Origin of the sequence: Actinomadura sp. GC306, from assembly GCF_004348665.1 — a bacterium.
Lineage (GTDB): Bacteria > Actinomycetota > Actinomycetes > Streptosporangiales > Streptosporangiaceae > Spirillospora.
Window position 1 is genome coordinate 1 of sequence record NZ_SMKM01000155.1, and the last position, 15,702, is coordinate 15,702.

The following is a 15,702-nucleotide window of genomic DNA, read 5'->3' on the forward strand; positions in this document are numbered from 1 at the left end:
CTCCCTCCCTGACCCCCGACGAGGAGCGGGCCGTGGACGAGTGGCGCCTCCTACTCCAACTCGACTCCGACGACCGCCTCGGCTGGTATTGGGGCGACCCCGGCCGCGTCTACTTCTGCTCCAGACCGGACGAGCCCCTCGAACAAAGCTGGCTGGCCCTCCAGGCCGCCTGACACCGCTTCCCACTCCGCCCCTGTGACGCGAGGGAGAATATGGCCATGGCTGAATCGAAGGCGTGCGTGTTCTGTGAGATCGCCAAAGGGGAGCGCCCCGCGCATGTGGTGCTGGACGCGCCGGACGCCGTCGCGTTCCTCGATACGAGGCCGCTGTTCAAGGGGCACACGCTGCTCATCCCGCGCGTGCACTACGAGACCCTCCCGGACCTCCCCGCCGAGATGGTCGGCCCGCTCTTCGGCCACGCGCAACGCCTGGCCGCCGCGATGGAGTCGGTCCTGGAGGCCGCCGGCTCGTTCGTCGCGATGAACAACCGCATCAGCCAAAGCGTCCCGCATCTGCACGTACACGTCGTCCCGCGCAACCCCAAGGACGGCCTGCGCGGCTTCTTCTGGCCCCGCCACAAATACGCCTCAGAATCCGAAGCAGCCGACTACGCGAGCCGCCTCGCCAAGGTTCTCCCGGCCCCCTGACCCCACCGTTCTCAGAGCCGTCCGCGCCTGCCGGCCAACCGGCGCGCGTGAGATGCGACCGCGCCCCCAAAGATCGGCACGGCCCCGCGCTGGAAGGCGCCTCTCAACGCCTTCCAGATCGAGTTCGAAGGCCGACTCACCCCGACCGCTTACTGAACACCACAAGATCAGCCGTTAACTTTACACACCCCCGCCGACGCGCTTCGCGGCATTCAGGGACGGTGGGGTCTGTCCAGTTAACGGCTCTGTCCCTCTTTCGGCTCTGTCCCTCTTTCGGTGGTAGCGGAGGGTGTCAGCCCGTCACGCTGAAGGGTGATCAAGGGTGACGGGCTTGTTGGTGTGGTGTTCTCGGGCCTGTCCGGCCTGGTCATCGAGGATGTGGCGGACGAGGGCGAGCTGATTCGGGTGCGGGCCCGCAGCCGGGAAATGCCGGTGCCTTGCCCGGTATGCGCGGTCGAGAGCGCTCATGTCCATGGGTGGTGTGAGCGGACCGTGGCCGATGTGCCCGTCGATGGGCGGCCGGTAGTGCTGGATGTGCGGGTGCGTCGGCTCGCGTGCCGGGACTGGCGGTGTCCCCGGCGGACGTTCCGGGAACAGTTTCCGGGGCTGCTGGAGCGGTACCAGCGGCGAACCGTCCGGCTGACCGCCCAGGTCGGGGCGGTGGTGCGGGAGTTGGCCGGCCGGGCCGGGGCTCGGATGCTGGCCGTGCTGGGAGCGCCGATCTCTCGTCACACCGCCCTGCGGGCTCTGCTGCGGATCCCGTTACCGGTGGTGGCGACGCCGCGGGTGCTGGGCGTGGACGACTTCTGTCTGCGGCGCTCCAGGACCTACGCGACGATCCTGATCGACGCTGAGACCCGCCGTCGTGTCGATGTGCTGCCCGACCGCAGGTCCGACACCGTTGCGGCGTGGCTGCGCGAGCATCCGGGTGTGCAGGTCGTGTGCCGGGACGGTGCCGCCGGCTACGCCGACGCCGTGCACCAGGCCCTGCCCGATGCCCTGCAGGTCGGGGACCGGTGGCACATCTGGCACAACTTCGCCCAAGCCGCCGGCAAGGAGGTCGCCGTCCACAGCGGCTGCTGGGCCAGCGCCTCCCGCCTGCGCAGACTGGATGGCGGAAGGACCACCACCCTGGCTCGGTGGCAGCAGGTCCACGACCTACTCGGTGCGGGCGTGGGCCTGCTGGAATGTGCCCGGCGGCTGAACCTGGCCCTGAACACCGTCAAACGCTATGCGCGGGTCGACAAGCCCGAGCAGATGCGGCGGGCGCCTCAATACCGTCCCACGCTTGTCGATCCCTACCGGGAATACCTGCGCAAACGGCGGGCCGAGGACCCTGCGGTCCCGGTCCTGCAGCTTCTGCGCGAGATCCGCGAACGCGGCTACACCGGCAGCCAGAACCTGCTCTACCGCTACATCACCCAGGGCCGTGTCGAAGACGACCGCCCCGGCCTGTCACCCCGCCGCCTCGCCCGGCTCCTGCTCGCCCGACCCGACGATCTCAACCCCGACCAGCACGAACTCCTCGCCAAGACCACCAGCGCCTGCCCGGAGATGAGCAGCCTCGCCGCGCTGGTCCGCGCTTTCGCCCGGCTCCTGGCCCCCGCTGCCGACAACGCAGACAGGCTGCACGAGTGGATCAGCGCAGCCGAAGAGGCGAACCTGCCGCACGTGCACTCGTTCGTCCGCGGCCTACGACTCGACCACGAGGCCGTCCGCGCCGCTGTGACCAGCGAATACCACAACGGCGGAACCGAAGGCGTCAACACCAAGACCAAACTGATCAAAAGACAGATGTACGGCCGAGCCGGCTTCCACCTCCTACGCCACCGCATCCTCCTCGGATAAGCCATCACCCTCCGCTACCACCGAAAGAGCGACAGAGCCGAAAGAGCGACAGAGCCGTTAACTGGACAGACCCGGCCAGCTCGACGGCGCGGCGCCGGAACTCCGGCGGATGAGGTGGTGGCACGAGACACTTCCTTCCCAAGTTGATCAAGGTCAACTCAGATGAGGTGTCCGTGGAACCGGGGGAAGCTCAGGGGCGCCGACCCAGGGGTAGCGGTCGTCGGGTTGTTCGGTGGGCATGACTCCGGTGAAGTTGGCGGCGTCGTCGATGCTCCCGGTGCCGGTGTACTTGGTCTGCATCGGATAGGGGTAGACGGGCCGGGTCCGGACGGTCCGGTCGCCGTCCTTCTTCGCGGCGATGATCTTCTCGGGTGCGGCGCCCTTCTCGACCCAGTCGTAGATGGGTGTGAACAGGTCGAAGGTGTCGGGTCCGTATCCCTGGACGCAGTGGTAGACGCCGGGGAACAGGAAGGTTCGGGCGAATCGTCCGGTGGCCTCGGGGCCGCCCATCCGCTGGGTGAGGGCGTGGTGGTAGGCCAGGGTGCTCTCGGTCGGGATGGCGGGGTCGGCCCAGCCGTGCCACATGATGAGCTTGCCGCCGCGGTCGCGGAAGCGGGTGAGGTCGGGGTCGGTGGAGTCGTAGATGCCGCTCATCTCGCGCAGTTTCTTGAAGGTGCGCAGGTCGAAGCGGTGGTCCTTGAGGGTGTAGGACGCGGGTGGGTTGTTCCAGGACGCGAAGTACTTGAGGTAGTTGTAGCCGAGGGCCTCCAGGCCGCCGGTCTGGCCTTGGGGTGCGATCACGTAGCCGAGCCAGGCCGCTTCGGTGCCCTTGGCGAGTCCGGCAGGGAACAGCCGTCGGCCCTTGGCGTCGACCGGTCCCTGGTAGATCTTGCGGACCACGTAGACCTGGTCTCTGGTCAGGCAGGTCGGTTGGGGCGAGGCGGTGGGGCAGCGCAGCGTGCCGGGATCGAAGTCGCAGTTGCGCGGGTTGTTGATGAGGCCGTCGGTGAGCCCGTCGGTGGCGTCGCAGGCCTGCATGACCTTGCTCTGCAGGAGCGGCAACTTGTCCGGGCCGAGGATCTGGCGGCCCTTGTCGTCGGTGTTGACGGTGGCGATCCAGGGGAAGAACTCGCCGGCCAGTGCGACGAGGTTGTTGCCGGGGGCGCCGGCGATGATGCCGTCGAAGTCGTCGGGGTAGCGCTGGGCCTCCATTAGCGCCTGCCGACCGCCGTTGGAGCAACCGGCGAAGTAAGAGTACTGGGGCGCCTGCCCGTAGTAGGCCTTGGTGACCGCCTTGGCGACGAGCGCGGTGACGTGCTCGGACCGGTAGGCCATGTCGATTCGCAGCTGCGGGTCCGAGTGGGCCCAGAGGGCGTCTCGCGAGTCGACGCCGATGTGGCCGCCGTTGCTGGCGCCGAGGACGACGCGCCCGTCATCGGGGGGCGCGCATCCGCCGGGGAGGAAGTGGTTGGGGTTGTCGGGTGCGGCGAATCCGCAGAAGCCGCCGCAGCCGAGCTGCACGTAGCGTCCGGTCCAGCCCTGCTCGGGGAGCCGGAGTTCGAACTGGATCTGGGGTGAGACGTAGCCCTTGACCTGGCAGTAGGCGGGCTTGTCGGCGGTGGCGGCGACGTGCGTCGCGGAGATGATCCTTGTGGGGGCATCGGGCAGGGCGGTGAGGTCCAGGCCGGTGAGCTGCTGGCAGTCGACGGCGGCCGCCGCCGTCGGTGTGGTGGTGCCGGCTCTGGCCGGTGTTCTGCCGGTGAGGGCCTGGGCGGCGGTGACCGTCATCAGTACGGCCATGAGGGTGCCGACGATCAGGAGTGCCGGTCTGGTTTTGGGCAGGCTTACGCGTCTCATGTGGGGTGGGTGTCCTTCCGCCGGGGGTGCAGCAGAGGACCGCTCTGCTGCGGTCGGAAACGGGTGAGGGCGTCGCGGGGAGGGTGTGTGGTCAGTTGACCTGGCGGCTGCGGCCGGACCAGTACGGTGCCCGCAGCGACTTCTTGTCGATCTTGCCTGCGGGGTTGGTGGGCAGGGAGTCGATGAAGTCGACGCTCTTGGGCGCCCAGACGCTTCCCTTGTGCTCCTTGACCAGGGCGATGAGCTCGTCGGGTTCGACCGGGCTGCCCGGCCGGACGACCACGAGCGCCTTGACCGCCTCGCCCCACCGCGGGTCCGGGACGCCGATGACGGCGCACTGGGCGACGGCGGGGTGGGTGATCAGGACGTCCTCGATCTGGCGGGGGAAGACGTTGAAGCCGCCGGTGACGATCATGTCCTTCTTGCGGTCGACGATGAAGACGTAGCCGGCGTCGTCGATGTAGCCGATGTCGCCGGACCGTACCCAGCCGTCCTGCATCGCCTCGGCGTCCCGGTCGGCGTCGACGTAGCCGACCATCTGCCCGGGCTGGGACGCGCAGATCTCACCGGTCTCGCCCGGCGGCAGGAGGTTGCCGTCGGCGTCGCGGACGGTCAGGTCGACGTGGTACATCGCGCGTCCGGCCGAGGCCAGCCGGGCGATCCACTCGGGGGAGTCCAGGCGGTGGTCTTCCTTGCGCAGGCAGGTCATGTAGCCGGGCTCGGTTCCGGCGTAGGTCTGGGCGAAGACGGGCCCGAAGGTCTCCAGGGCGCGGCGGAGCCCGTCGGGGGCCATGGGGGAGCCCGCGTAGATGATCGTGCGGAGCGTGGACAGGTCGGCCTTCTCGCGGCGGGGGTGGTCCAGCAGCATGTACACGATCGTGGGGACGACGGCGGTGGCCGTCACGCCCTCCCGTTCGATGGTGTCCAGCAGCAGGTCGAGGTCGAAACCGGGCAGCAGGACGTTCGTGCCGCCGCGCATGAAGACGGGCATCACGAAGGTTTGGGTGAAGTGCGTGAGCGGCGCGGCGTGCGCGAAGACCTCGCCGTGGCGGATGTCGCCGATCTCCAGGCCGGCGGTGATGGCGTAGTGCGACCAGGTGGCGTGGGTCTGCAGGACGCCCTTGGGGACGCCCGTGGTTCCCGAGGTGAATCCGACGAAGGCCAGGTCGTCGACGCTGATGTCCACGTCCGGGGCGGTCGAGGGCTGCGTCGCGAAGGCGGTCTCGTAGTCCAGGACGTCCGCCGCGGGGGTGCCGCCGCCGAGCCGGATGACGTGCTGGAGTTCGGGGAGCCGGTCGCGGATCTGCGTGATCTGGCCGTCGAAGGATTCGTGGTAGATCAGCGTCGAGGCCCCGACCTCGTCGAGGAAGTAGTGGAAGTCCTCGGCGGAGGCCCGCGTGGGCATCTGGGTGACCGCCGCGCCCGCCTTCCAGATCCCGCACATCGTCGGGATGAATTCCAGGCAGTTCGGCATCAGGAGCCCCACCCGATGCCCGTTGCCGACTCCGAGGCCGGTGAGCCCGTTACCGACCCGGTTGGCCCACTGGCGCATCTGGGCGTAGCTGAGGCGCCGGTCGGCGTCCACGAGGGCGGTGCGGTCGGCGTAGTAGGTGCACGTCCGGTCGAAGACCTTGGGCAGAGTTCCCCACATGGCGTCTACCTTCCTGATCCTGGGGTGGCCGTGGATTGCCGTGGTGATGCGGAGTGCCGGTGCTCGGTGGCCCGCTGGAGCGCCTCGGCCGTGGCCTGCCGGGCCTGGTCGTACTCGCGGCGGGTCTGCTCGACCAGTTCGGCGACGCTGAGGATCCCGGCGATCCCCGAGACGCTGTGGCCAGCGCTCCATACGTTGCGCTGGTTGAGGAGCCGTTGTTGCGCGAACCCGTCGGCGCCCTGCGGCGGGGCGTCCGCCGTCGCCTTCTTCAACCATCCGTCCAGGAAGTTGGCAGGTAGACCGCTCAGGGCGGTGGTGAGGGTGACGTCGTCCAGGGACGATTCGACCAGTGCCTGGCGGAAGGCGTCGTCGGCGAGGCTCTCGGTGGTCGCGATGAACTTGGTGCCCATATAGGCCAGATCGGCGCCCAGGGCCTGGGCGGCCCACAGGGCGACGCCGTCCGACACGCCTCCGGCAAGGACGATGGGCCCGTCGAACTGGCCGCGGACGGCCCGGACGAACGACAGCGGGTTGGCCCAGCCCGTCTGGCCGCCGGCGCCCGCTGTCAGCAGCACCAGGCCGTCGACGCCGGCGTCGATCGCGCGTTGGACGTGCCGCATGCTCGCGACGTCGGCGAAGACCAGGCAGCCCGCGTCCTGCAGCGGGGCCAGGACGGGAGCGGGCGACCCGACGCTGGTGATGACCAGGGGCACCTCATGGCGGGTCAGGGAGGCGACGTCCCCCGCGAGCCGCTGGTTCGAGCGGTGCACGACCAGGTTCGCGGCGAACGGCGCGGCCTCGTCCTCCAGGTCGGCCAGGCCGGCGGTGATCTGCTCCAGCCAGCCGTCGAGCTCGGACGGAGTCCGCGCGTTGTGGGTGGGGAACGAGCCCACCACGCCGTTGCGGCACGCCGCGGTCACCAGGTCGGGCCCCGACACGTCGGTCATCGGGGCAGCCACGAGTGGGAGCGCTAGGCGGTCGAGCCGGGAAGGCAGCGCCATCACCCCTCCAGAGTGAAGATTCGATGGTGGATCCTGAGATCGCAGCATGCGTCTGTAGTGGGCACTTGGTGGCGTAAGTAAATATGGATTAACCTCCGTTGGCAAGAGCAAGCGGCATGACACCAGTGCGGAGGTTCTGCGTGGACCGTTTCGTTCAGATCGCCGGGGTCGGGATGACCCCGTTCTCCAAGCCCAGTGCGGGCACCCCCTACACGGTGCTCGCCGAGCAAGCCGCCCGCGTCGCGCTGGCGGACGCGGGCCTCGACTACCGCCAGGTGCAGCAGGCCTACGCCGGATACGTCTACGGCGACTCCACCTGCGGCCAGGCGGCCCTGTACAGCCTCGGGCAGACCGGCATCCCCATCGTCAACGTCAACAACAACTGCTCCACCGGCTCCTCTGCGCTGTGGCTGGCCCGCCAGGCCGTCCAGAGCGGCGAGGTGGACTGCGTGCTGGCCGTCGGCTTCGAGCAGATGCGCCCGGGCGCCCTCGCCAGCGTCTGGGACGACCGCCCCGACCCCCTCGAACGCTCCGAGACGGCGATGGCGCAGATCCAGGGAGCGGACGCGCACGCACCGGTCGCCGCGCAGTTGTTCGGCGGCGCCGGCCAGGCCTACGCCGACGCGCACGGCACCGCCCCCGAGACGTTCGCCAAGATCTCGGTCAAGGCGCGGCGCCACGCCGCCGCGAACCCCTACGCGGTGTTCCGGACGGCGCTGACCGAGGAGGAGGTGCTTGCCTCCCCGCGCATCTACGGGCCGCTGACCCGCCTGCAGTGCTGCCCGCCCACCTGCGGCGCGGCGGCCGCGGTGGTCTGCAGCACCGACTTCGCGCGGCTGCACGGCCTGGACGCCTCCGTCGCCATCCGCGCCCAGGCGCTCACCACCGACACCGCGTCCACCTTCGACGCCGGAGACATGATGAAGGTCGTCGGCTACGACATGAGCCGGGCCGCGGCCGAGCGCGTCTACGCCGACGCCGGCGTAGGGCCCGACGACATCGACGTGGTGGAGCTGCACGACTGCTTCACCACCAACGAGCTGATCAGCTACGAGGCGCTCAGGCTCACCCCCGAGGGGACTGCGGAGAAGTTCGTCCTGGACGGCGACAACACCTACGGCGGGAAGGTCGTCACCAACCCGTCCGGCGGGCTGCTGTCCAAGGGACACCCGCTCGGCGCCACGGGCCTCGCGCAGTGCGCCGAGCTGGTCTGGCAGCTGCGCGGCCAGGCCGACGCCCGGCAGGTCGAGGGCGCCCGGCTGGCTCTCCAGCACAACATCGGGCTCGGCGGCGCCGCCGTGGTCACCCTCTACGAGAGGACCAGCTGAGATGGCCGGATCACCAGCGACCGGCTTGTCCACGCCGCCGTCGACCGTCGATGTAGAGCGCGGACGGCTGCGGCTGTTCGCCAAGGCCATCGGAGAAACCGACCCCGTCTACACCGACCTCGACGCAGCCCACGGCGCCGGCCACCGCGACCTGCCCGTCCCCCCGACCTTCCTGTTCTGCCTGGAGATGGACCGGCCGGACCCCTTCGCCTTCCTGACCGAGGCCGGAATCAACCTCGACCGGGTCCTGCACGGCGAGCAGAGTTTCACCTACCACGCGCTCTGCCACGCCGGCGACAGCCTGACCTTCGAATCCCGCATCACCGACGACTACGAGCGCAAGGGCGGCGCGCTGCGGTTCCTCGTCCGCCAGACCCATGTCACCAGAGCCGGCCGGCCGATCGCCGACCTGAACAACGTCATCGTCGTCCAGCAGGAGAAGGCGGAAGCATGACCTCCCTCACCGACCTGCGCGAGGGCGACGAACTGCCGCCCCTGCGGCTACCGGAGATCAGCCGGACGACGCTGGCCCTGTACGCGGGCGCATCAGGCGACCACAACCCCATCCACATCGACATCGACGCCGCCCGCAACGCCGGGCTCGACGACGTCTTCGCGCAGGGCATGCTCTCCATGGCCTACCTTGGCCGGCTCCTGACCGGCTGGGTTCCTCAGGACCGCATCCGCTCCTACAGCGTCCGCTTCACCTCCATCACCCCGCTGCACGCCGAGCCGATCTGCACAGGCCAGGTCACCGCGATCGAGGACGGCGACGGAGAACGCCGCGCCCGCCTCGACCTCCAAGTGGCCCTGAACGACGGCACCATCACGCTGCGCGGCCAAGCCTTCATCGCACTGGCATGACAGCACCGGAAAGGACTCCCATGGGAACACTCGACGGCAAGATCGCTCTGATCTCCGGCTCCGGCCGCGGCATCGGCCGCGCCATCGCCCTCAAACTCGCAAGCCACGGCGTCCGCGTCGTCATCAACGACCTCGACCCCGAACCGGCCGAGGAGACCCTGACAGCGATCAAAGCCGCTGGCGGCGAGGCCGTCGCCTGCGTCGGCAGCGTCACCGACGAAGACTTCGCCGACCGGTTCGTCGCGACAGCCGTCGACAACTACGGCGGTGTCGACATCGTGATCAACAACGCCGGCTACACCTGGGACAGCGTCATCCAGAAGATGACCGACGAACAGTGGGACGCGATCCTGGACGTCCACCTCAAGGCACCGTTCCGCATCCTGCGCGCCGCCCAGCCGGTCATCAGCGCCCGCGCCAAGGCCGAACAAGCCGACGGCCTGCGCGTCCACCGCAAGATCGTCAACATCTCCTCGATCGCCGGGCTCGGCGGCAACGCCGGCCAGGCCAACTACGGCGCCGCCAAGGCCGGCATCGTCGGCCTCACCAAGACCCTCGCCAAGGAATGGGGCCGCTACGCGGTCAACGTCAACGCCGTCGCCTACGGCCTCATCCGCACCCGCCTCACCGAAACCGCCGCCGACAGCGACTCCACCATCGACGTGCAAGGACGCCAAATCAAGGTCGGCGTCAACCCCGGCCTGCTCACCGCCATGGAGCAGATGATCCCGCTCGGCCGGGCCGGCACCCCCGAGGAAGCCGCCGGAGCGGTCTACCTGCTGTGCCTGCCAGAGTCGGACTACATCAGCGGCCAAGTCGTCGTCTGCAGCGGCGGCTACTCCTGAACGGACCTAACATTCCCCACGTGATGCCGATCGAGGACAAGACCGCGATGACCCGGACGAGCACGCATCCGGCACGCGGCAGGCGCCCACGCGACCGCAAGGCGCAGATCGTGACCGCCGCCGCCGACCTGTTCCACCAGCACGGCTACCACACCGTCACGATGGACCAGATCGCCGGCGCGGTCGGCATCACGGCCGGGGCCCTCTACCGCCACTTCCGCAACAAACAGGAACTGCTCTCCCGCACCGTCGACGACGGCCTCTCCGCGTTCGAGACCGCCGTCCGCGACACCGCACCAGGAGACATCGACACCCTCCTGGACGTCATGGCCTCCCTCACACTGGACCGCCGCGACCTGGGAGTCCTCTGGCAACGCGAATCCCGGAACCTTCCCGACGCCGACCGCGACCGGCTACGCCACCGATTCCGCGGCGTCGCCGAGAACACCGCCCCGGTCATCCAAGCAGCCAGACCCGGCCTCACCACAGCCGACGCCGACCTGCTGACCTGGGCACTGTTCGCCGTCTTCGCCAGCCCCTCCCACCACAGCGCCCAACTTCCCCGCGCACGCTTCCACGCCCTCCTGCAGCAACTCGGAGGTGCCGTGATCCACACCGCGCTCCCCGACTCCCAGGAGAGGCCCGACCGCCCCAACACCGAAACCAACACCGGGCTCTCCCGCGCGTCCCGCAGAGAATCCGTCCTCGACGCCGCCGCCCGCCTGTTCGGCGAACACGGCTACCAGGCCGTCAGCATGGAGGACATAGGCGCCGCCGCCGGCATCAGCGGCGCCGGCATCTACAACCACGTGCCCGCCAAGTCCGAACTCCTCGTCGCGGCCCTCACCCGCGCCGCCGACGCCCTGCACATGGACGCCAGCCGCATCTTCGCCACCGCGTCCACCCCCGGCCAGGCACTCACCCGACTTCTCCGGTCCTACATCGACCTGACCCTGACCTCCAGCCACCTCACCGGCGCACTGATCACCGAGGTCGTCCACCTACCCCACGACCAACGACGCACAATCCGCCGCCTGCAACACGACTACGTCGGCGAATGGGTCCAACTGCTCACCACCGAGAAACCCGACCTCACCGACCCCGAAGCCCGCGTGATCACCCAGGCCGTCCTCGCCATCGTCAACGACCTGGCCCGCATCCAACACCTGCGCCGACGCCCCCACCTTGACGACGACCTCGCCGCCCTGGGACGCGCTCTGCTGACCCCGTCGCTACCGGGTATCGCTTGACGAACCCCACAAACGCTTCTGCTTGCCACACAAGCCTGACACTTGCATACTTGTGCAAATGAACAACCCTGAGTCGACGGGCGATCTTGGCGCGGTGCTGGGCCACCAGCTCTTCCGCGCTCTGGGCGACCCCACGCGTGTCCGCCTGGTGGATCTGCTCGCCGAGCGCTGCCGCGCCTGCTCAGTCTCGGAACTCGCCGAATGCCTCGACGTAGACCTGTCCGTCGTCTCCCGACACCTCGCCCTTCTACGGGCTGCAGGCGTCCTGCGGGCGACCAAGACCGGGCGGAGCGTCCTCTACGAGATCCAATTCGACCCACTCGCCGAGACACTGCGCGGCATCGCCGACGCGCTCGAACGCGCCCGCGACGACTTCACCACAAGCGCCTCCTGCGCCCCGTCGGCCAACGACCAGAAGGAAGGAACCTCGTGACCACCACCGCGCACGCCGCCACGGCATCCGACGCCGCCGGCTCCGCCCCCAGAACACCCCTGGTCATCGACTATTGGACTGTGGCAATGGGAGAAGAGGCCTCATGCGGCTCCTGCGATGAGACGCTCACCGTGCTCGACCGGGCCATCGACACCGTCCGCCCATTCGCCGACCAGCTCGGCATCGCCCTGAAGATCACGCCGCGAACCATCTCTACCTGGGACCAGGCACTGGAACACCAGATCACCGCCTCGCCGACCATCCGGGCCGAGGGAAGCGAACTGTGCCCCTCCCACCCGGACGGCACCGAAACCCGCCTGTGGACTTGGCGCGGCGAGACCACCAACTCGCTCCAGCTCCAAGCCGCACTCGACTTCGTCCTCCAAGCCCTGACCGCCCGCAGCCGGCAACTCAGTGACTACCTCTTCCACGGAGGACCTTCCTCGTACCTCCGCCAATTCCTCTCCGTCTCGAGTGCAACCGCTCCTGCAGCAACTGAGGCCTGCGGACCTAGCGCCGCATGCCCATAAACGAGGCGCCGACGTCCCACAGGCGTCGCAGTCATTGCAAGGAGGCCAGTGATGCTCGGGACCCATCTGGGTCCCGGTCTGTGGAGATGTCTCCCCAGGCGTAAAAGGTGATCTTGCTGGGGGACAAGTGGTTCCCCGATCTCGACGCCGCGCTCGCCGGGCCTCGGTGTACCGAGGCCCGGCGGACAACTGCGATTCTTCGAACACGTCCAGCCCGAGTCCTCACTCGGCGTTGTCTGCGGCGCGGGCTCGGTGCCGCCGTCTGGCCGCTCCTCAACGATGGCTGCCGCCCAGCCATGACGTCCTGGCCTCGGATCCTGGCTGCCGAGCCATTTGGTACGGGCGCACAATGGCTGCCGGATGCCGTTGTGAGGCCAATCCGGCCGGACGCACCCGAACTGGATGGGGCTGCAGCATGGGGTCGACCTAAGGAACGTTTGGTGGTTGCCGGTCGTGCCGCCAACCTGACTCACTCCCTGCCCCGCAGGCTCTCAGCAGGACCCCTTTGATCACTTCGCCATGATGGATTCCCGAATATGATTCGAATGGCGTTCGGTTGACGTCGGGTTTGTGAGCTATCCATAGCGGGATTGTGGCGAATTTCCGGGTCCAGCTATGTGAATCGAAAGTGCCGCCGCGGAGTAGTACGCTAGTTCGAACGCGAAAACCCGGCGCACGCGGGTTCCGCGAGCACCGGGGTTCCGTCTTGATTCGCACCTAGACCATATCCCGAGGTCAGCAGGTGAGCCACACCCGGCTACCGACCTGTTACACCTATGTGTCCTCACCCTCTTGCGCCGGACCACCCTTCATGGAGGTTCGGATGCAGCTCCTCGGAGCGCACATCACCCACTACCGGTCAATCGAGGACTCGGGCCGGCTGGACGTCGAACCCGACGTCACCTGCTTGGTCGGCAAGAACGAGTCCGGGAAGACGACCGCCCTTCAGGGGCTCTACCGGCTCAACCCCGTCGAAGCCGCCGCGACGTTCGACGAAGTGATCGACTTTCCGGCCCGGCTCACCCGCAAGCGCAAGGAGTACCCCGACGGACGCCGGATCCCCGTGGTGGTGGCCACCTTCCGCTACGAGCCCGAAAAGATCCTCGAGATCGAGGAGGATCTCGGTGCCGGTGCCCTGCGCAGCCCGGAGTTCACAGTGACGATCGGGTACCGCAACAGCCGCCGGAGCATCGTCCACGACTATGACGAGGAGGTGATCGTCAAGCACCTGCGCGCCGGAGTGGACCTTCCGCGCACGGCGGCCCAGGACGTCAACGCCGCGACCACGATCGCGGAACTCCTGCAAGCGCTCGACAACCTGGCGGAGCCGCCGTCCACCGCACAGGAGCTGGTGGAACGGATCCGCGACTGGCGGGGTGAGGACGTCAACCTCTACCTGATCGATCAGTACGCGGTCCCCAACATGCCGAAGTTCGTGTACTTCGACGACTACGACTCGATGCCCGGCAAGATCTCCATCCCGGATCTGATCCGCCGGCGCGACGCCGAGGACATCGACCGGGGCGAGCGCGCTTTGCTCAGCCTTCTGGCCATGGCCGACGTCACGCTGGAGGACTTCCACGAGACTGACCAGCACGAACGACTGATCAGGGAGCTGGAGAACTCCGGGAACGTGATCTCCGACGAAGTCTTCGAGTACTGGTCGCAGAACGACGAGCTCGAGGTCGAACTCCAGGTCCTGCCGGCCGAGACCGGGGCCGCCCCGCCCTACAACGAGGGGCCGATCCTGCAGATCCGGGTCTTCAACCGGCGCCACCGCGCCTCGGTCCCGTTCGACGAACGCTCCCGCGGCTTCGTCTGGTTCTTCTCCTTCCTGGCCTACTTCACCGACCTGGAGGAGGCGGCTACCAGCAACCTCATCCTGCTGCTGGACGAGCCTGGCCTGTCCCTGCACGGCCGCGCCCAGCACGACCTGCTGCGTCTGATCGACAAGCGGCTGGCGCCCAAGCACCAGGTCCTCTACACCACGCATTCGCCCTTCATGGTTTCGCCGGACCGTCTGCACCGCGTCCGCACTGTCATCGACCGCGAGAAGGTCGGCACGAAGATCTCCTCGGAGATCTTCAAGGCTGACAGCGACACCGTCTTCCCGCTGCTGACGTCCATGGGCATCGAGATGAGCCAGACGCTGTTCGTCGGCGAGCACACGCTGCTCCTCGAGGGCCCCAGCGACCTCATCTACCTCGACGTCCTGTCCGACCTGGCCCAGGCCAAGGGGCTTGAGGGACTCGACCCCCGCTGGGTCAAGACGCCGATCGGCGGGTCGGGCAAGCTGTCCACCTTCGTCACCCTCCTGGGTGCTAACAAACTCCACGTCGCGGTCTTGGTCGACTCCAGCACCAAGGACGTCGGGGCTGTCAAGCACCTGCGCGACAACGACCGGCTCGCCGCCAACGGGCTCGTCCAGATCAGCGAGTTCACCGGCACCGCGGACGCCGACATCGAGGACCTCTTCGAGCGCGATTTCTATGTCGAACTGGTGAACCGCGCCTACGAACAGCACCTGACGAGCCCGATCACCACCGGTGACCTCAACGCCAACGACCCCCGGATCGTCCGGCAGGTTGAAGATCACTTCCGCAAGCACAACATCGCAGGCGGCAAGCTGGATCATTTCAAGCCTGCCGCCGTTCTTCTCCGGAAGCAGCACGAGGTCCTCGCCGAGCAGCCGATCGACGACGCCACCATCAACCGCGCCGCACAGCTGTTCGCCAGATTGAACGCCCTGCTTCCCTCCTAGAAGGACGCTGGTCCCGGGGGCGGCCCGTGGCCGCCCCGGGATCACCCTGGCTCAACCAGCGCAAGAACCGATGAGGGGAATGATCTTCGTCATCTCGACGGGTCATGGCCCCCTCTGCGCACGCTGGTCCGCTTGTCTAGGGGGCTTGTTGGTGTGGGCTCGCGGCGGGAGGACACCATGTTCGCCTGGATGATGCCCGCATCCCAGCGGAGGATCAGGATGGCCAACCTCGCCGCGGCTCCGATTTGCCAAGGACCCGTGTGAGGGCGGCGTCGTCCACGGGCTCGATGATCAGTGGGCGCAGCGGCCCTCCCATTCCTGGTGCGTCGGCCACAAGCGGAGACTTACAGGGCACCACCTCCCATAGGTGCCAGCAATCCCGCAGGCGGTGGGGCTCGCACTCACCACTGTGTCTGCCGGCCGGGCAACATCGATGTGAATCGGGGGTGACCAGGCCCGATCCGCGCCCGCGAGCAAACATCGAGCAGACAGGGGGACGGAACGGGACGAACCTGGCGGCGGGCAAACCGGGGCATCCTCGTGTTTGCCCTGGTGAGGGGTGGTGGGTCGCGTGGGACTCGAACCCACAGCCTACGGATTAAAAGTCCGGAGCTCTGCCAATTGAGCTAGCGACCCGTTGTGCAAGGGTACCGAGATCGCCGGGGGGTTTGCGACGGGGTTACGGGG

Annotated in this window: 13 protein-coding genes and 1 tRNA gene; 10 read left to right on the forward strand and 4 right to left on the reverse strand. The window is 68.1% G+C overall.

Annotated features, from left to right (window positions below):
- The first annotated feature begins 218 nt into the window (after window positions 1–218).
- On the forward strand, window positions 219–647 hold the full coding sequence (locus tag E1200_RS20825) for an HIT family protein (protein WP_131953731.1): 429 nt from the start codon (window positions 219–221) through the stop codon (window positions 645–647).
- A 342-nt stretch (window positions 648–989) separates the two neighbouring features.
- Window positions 990–2,495, forward strand: coding sequence for an ISL3 family transposase (locus E1200_RS20830; RefSeq protein WP_165950395.1), 1,506 nt, complete (start codon window positions 990–992; stop codon window positions 2,493–2,495).
- A gap of 153 nt (window positions 2,496–2,648) precedes the next feature.
- Here the strand turns inward: E1200_RS20830 and E1200_RS20835 are convergent, their stop codons facing one another.
- The 3 genes from E1200_RS20835 to E1200_RS20845 form a co-directional block, all read right to left on the reverse strand.
- Window positions 2,649–4,352 carry a tannase/feruloyl esterase family alpha/beta hydrolase gene (locus tag E1200_RS20835; RefSeq protein ID WP_131953733.1) on the reverse strand — a complete coding sequence of 568 codons (1,704 nt, stop codon included), beginning with the start codon at window positions 4,350–4,352 and terminating at the stop codon, window positions 2,649–2,651.
- Between the two features lie 91 nt (window positions 4,353–4,443).
- Window positions 4,444–6,003 carry a long-chain fatty acid--CoA ligase gene (locus tag E1200_RS20840; RefSeq protein ID WP_131953734.1) on the reverse strand — a complete coding sequence of 520 codons (1,560 nt, stop codon included), beginning with the start codon at window positions 6,001–6,003 and terminating at the stop codon, window positions 4,444–4,446.
- A gap of 5 nt (window positions 6,004–6,008) precedes the next feature.
- Window positions 6,009–7,004, reverse strand: a complete 996-nt coding sequence (locus tag E1200_RS20845; RefSeq protein ID WP_131953735.1) for a nitronate monooxygenase — start codon at window positions 7,002–7,004, stop codon at window positions 6,009–6,011.
- Window positions 7,005–7,144: 140 nt separating this feature from the next.
- On the opposite strand from E1200_RS20845, the gene E1200_RS20850 reads away from it, so the two are divergent.
- The 8 genes from E1200_RS20850 to E1200_RS20885 all read left to right on the forward strand — a co-directional run bounded on the left by E1200_RS20850 (window position 7,145) and on the right by E1200_RS20885 (window position 15,015).
- Window positions 7,145–8,332: a lipid-transfer protein gene (locus E1200_RS20850; RefSeq protein WP_131953736.1), complete on the forward strand. Its 1,188-nt coding sequence runs from the start codon at window positions 7,145–7,147 to the stop codon at window positions 8,330–8,332.
- A gap of 1 nt (window position 8,333) precedes the next feature.
- Window positions 8,334–8,786, forward strand: coding sequence for a MaoC family dehydratase N-terminal domain-containing protein (locus E1200_RS20855; protein WP_131953737.1), 453 nt, complete (start codon window positions 8,334–8,336; stop codon window positions 8,784–8,786).
- Window positions 8,783–9,196, forward strand: a complete 414-nt coding sequence (locus E1200_RS20860; protein ID WP_131953738.1) for a MaoC family dehydratase — start codon at window positions 8,783–8,785, stop codon at window positions 9,194–9,196. Before E1200_RS20855 ends, E1200_RS20860 begins: the two co-directional genes overlap by 4 nt.
- Window positions 9,197–9,216: 20 nt before the next feature.
- The gene (locus E1200_RS20865) at window positions 9,217–10,041 is read left to right on the forward strand and encodes an SDR family oxidoreductase (protein ID WP_131953739.1); all 825 of its coding nucleotides are present in this window, start codon (window positions 9,217–9,219) and stop codon (window positions 10,039–10,041) included.
- Between the two features lie 23 nt (window positions 10,042–10,064).
- Complete coding sequence (locus E1200_RS20870; protein WP_243708727.1) at window positions 10,065–11,291, forward strand: TetR/AcrR family transcriptional regulator; 1,227 nt, start codon at window positions 10,065–10,067, stop codon at window positions 11,289–11,291.
- A 58-nt stretch (window positions 11,292–11,349) separates the two neighbouring features.
- The gene (locus E1200_RS20875; protein WP_131953741.1) at window positions 11,350–11,724 is read left to right on the forward strand and encodes a metalloregulator ArsR/SmtB family transcription factor; all 375 of its coding nucleotides are present in this window, start codon (window positions 11,350–11,352) and stop codon (window positions 11,722–11,724) included.
- The gene (locus E1200_RS20880; protein ID WP_131953742.1) at window positions 11,721–12,254 is read left to right on the forward strand and encodes a DUF2703 domain-containing protein; all 534 of its coding nucleotides are present in this window, start codon (window positions 11,721–11,723) and stop codon (window positions 12,252–12,254) included. The genes E1200_RS20875 and E1200_RS20880 overlap by 4 nt, the downstream gene beginning before the upstream one ends.
- An 823-nt stretch (window positions 12,255–13,077) precedes the next feature.
- The gene (locus tag E1200_RS20885; RefSeq protein ID WP_131953743.1) at window positions 13,078–15,015 is read left to right on the forward strand and encodes an AAA family ATPase; all 1,938 of its coding nucleotides are present in this window, start codon (window positions 13,078–13,080) and stop codon (window positions 15,013–15,015) included.
- A gap of 560 nt (window positions 15,016–15,575) precedes the next feature.
- Here the strand turns inward: E1200_RS20885 and E1200_RS20890 are convergent.
- Window positions 15,576–15,651: transfer RNA gene (locus E1200_RS20890), tRNA-Lys, on the reverse strand.
- Between the last annotated feature and the right edge of the window lie 51 nt (window positions 15,652–15,702).